Genomic DNA, 1,828 nt, shown 5'->3' with positions numbered 1-1,828 from the left:
ATCATACAGGATTAATGAAAAGACATAAGATTATGTTTATAAAGGATTTTTTAAATAAAAAGAGTTGCTAAGAATAATTAAAAATATTCATTAGCAGAGCCTCTCTCACAATTTCCACTTTCCAATTGGGGTTAGCCAATTTTGCTTCAACAGCAGCTCTCGGCGGTGCATTACCTTCGGCAACCCATATTCGTCCCAAGCTCGGTTCATTTCATCAAATTCAATCATATTGCTTACAAAAACTTGAGCCATCAAAATTCGACTTTTATTTGTGCCTGCTTGGGCTAACCATTTATCAATTTCGGCTAACACTTGCTTTGTTTGACCGTACATATCTTGCGAATCATCTTCAGGGACTTGTCCTGCAAGATAGGCTACACCGTTATAAATTGCCATTTCAGATAGGCGTTTACCGACTTGAAATCGTTGGATCATTGTTCCTCCTAATGAAAGCGGTGAGTAGATAGCAAATTTTTGCTATTCTCTCACTGCTTGAAAATGAATTACTCGACTTTGACAATCCAGCCTTCAGGTGCCTCTACATCACCAAATTGAATTCCGGTTAATTCAGCGTATAAACGTTTAGTGATAGGGCCAACTTCTGTTTCAGAATAGAACACGTGGAAGTTATCCCCATTTTGAATACCACCGATAGGGGTAATTACGGCTGCGGTACCACAAGCACCAGCCTCTGCAAACTGATCTAGTTGATCGATATAAACATCGCCTTCAATCGTTTCCATACCTAAACGCTCTTTAGCGAGATGAAGTAACGAGTATTTTGTGATACTTGGTAAAATAGACGATGAAGCAGGGGTAATAAATTTATTATCTTTTGTAATACCAAAGAAATTTGCCGCACCGACTTCTTCAATTTTAGTATGTGTTTTTGGATCAAGGTAAATTGCATCTGCGAATTTACGCTCAACGGCTAATTCGTGAGGCAACAGGCTTGCTGCATAGTTTCCGCCCACTTTTACGCCGCCGGTACCGTTTGGTGCAGCACGGTCATAATCAGACACAAGGAAATTCGCTGGAGCTAAGCCACCTTTGAAGTAAGCACCAACAGGCACACAAAAGACAGAGAAAATATATTCCGGTGCAGCACGAATGCCAATATTTTCACCCACACCAATTACAAATGGACGTAAGTAAAGCGTTGCTCCTGTTCCATAAGGTGCTAACCATTCTTGGTTTGCTTTGACAACCTCTTTACAAGAACGGATAAACATTTCCACTGGCACCTGTGGCATTAAAAGGCGATCACAGGTTGTTTGCATACGTTTGGCGTTTTGATCTGGACGGAAAAGATTAATCGAACCGTCTTTGCAACGATAGGCTTTCAAGCCCTCAAAACATTGCTGACCATAGTGCAATGCAGTAGAACCTTCGTGAATATGTAAAGTGCTGTCGGTAGTTAATTCCCCCTCATTCCATTTGCCCTCTTTCCAATGTGCAATAAAACGATAATCTGTTTTGATATAAGAAAATCCGAGGTTTGCCCAGTCAATATTTTTAGTCATTGTTGTGTCCTTTATTTTTTTATATGAGATATGAGAAATTTACAACGTTTCTACAGAAAAATGAATGTTTTCAATGAAAAAAATAAGATTTTTTATCGAAAGTGCAGGGCAACCACATATGTTGTCCATTTTTCAACCTACACGCCGAGCAATAGCTCATCTCGAAATTCATCTGACCAACCAGCAGCGGTCAATTTCCCTTTCATACTCTGCTTTTTCGGGTGTAATCGAGCCAAGTTCAACGCTAATCGACGCAAGATTGCCAGATTTTCCGCACCCCATTCATCGGTCACAGCACATTCGTC

The 1,828-nt window shown here is 40.2% G+C and carries 1 protein-coding gene and 2 pseudogenes; all 3 read right to left on the bottom strand.

The window, feature by feature from the left end:
• Nucleotides 1–67: 67 nt before the first annotated feature.
• A pseudogene (locus tag B0183_RS11315) lies at nucleotides 68–435 on the bottom strand (RidA family protein).
• Nucleotides 436–503: 68 nt separating this feature from the next.
• The gene (locus tag B0183_RS11310) at nucleotides 504–1,538 is read right to left on the bottom strand and encodes a branched-chain amino acid aminotransferase (RefSeq protein WP_257790613.1); all 1,035 of its coding nucleotides are present in this window, start codon (nucleotides 1,536–1,538) and stop codon (nucleotides 504–506) included.
• A 122-nt stretch (nucleotides 1,539–1,660) separates the two neighbouring features.
• A pseudogene (locus B0183_RS12855) lies at nucleotides 1,661–1,828 on the bottom strand (ISAs1 family transposase); the annotation flags it as partial.

The sequence above is a fragment of the Glaesserella parasuis genome (assembly GCF_002015085.1).
In the GTDB taxonomy this organism is placed as follows: Bacteria; Pseudomonadota; Gammaproteobacteria; order Enterobacterales; family Pasteurellaceae; genus Glaesserella; species Glaesserella parasuis.
Note: the sequence above shows the minus strand (reverse complement) of the source record. Positions and strands in the feature narration are given on the sequence as shown.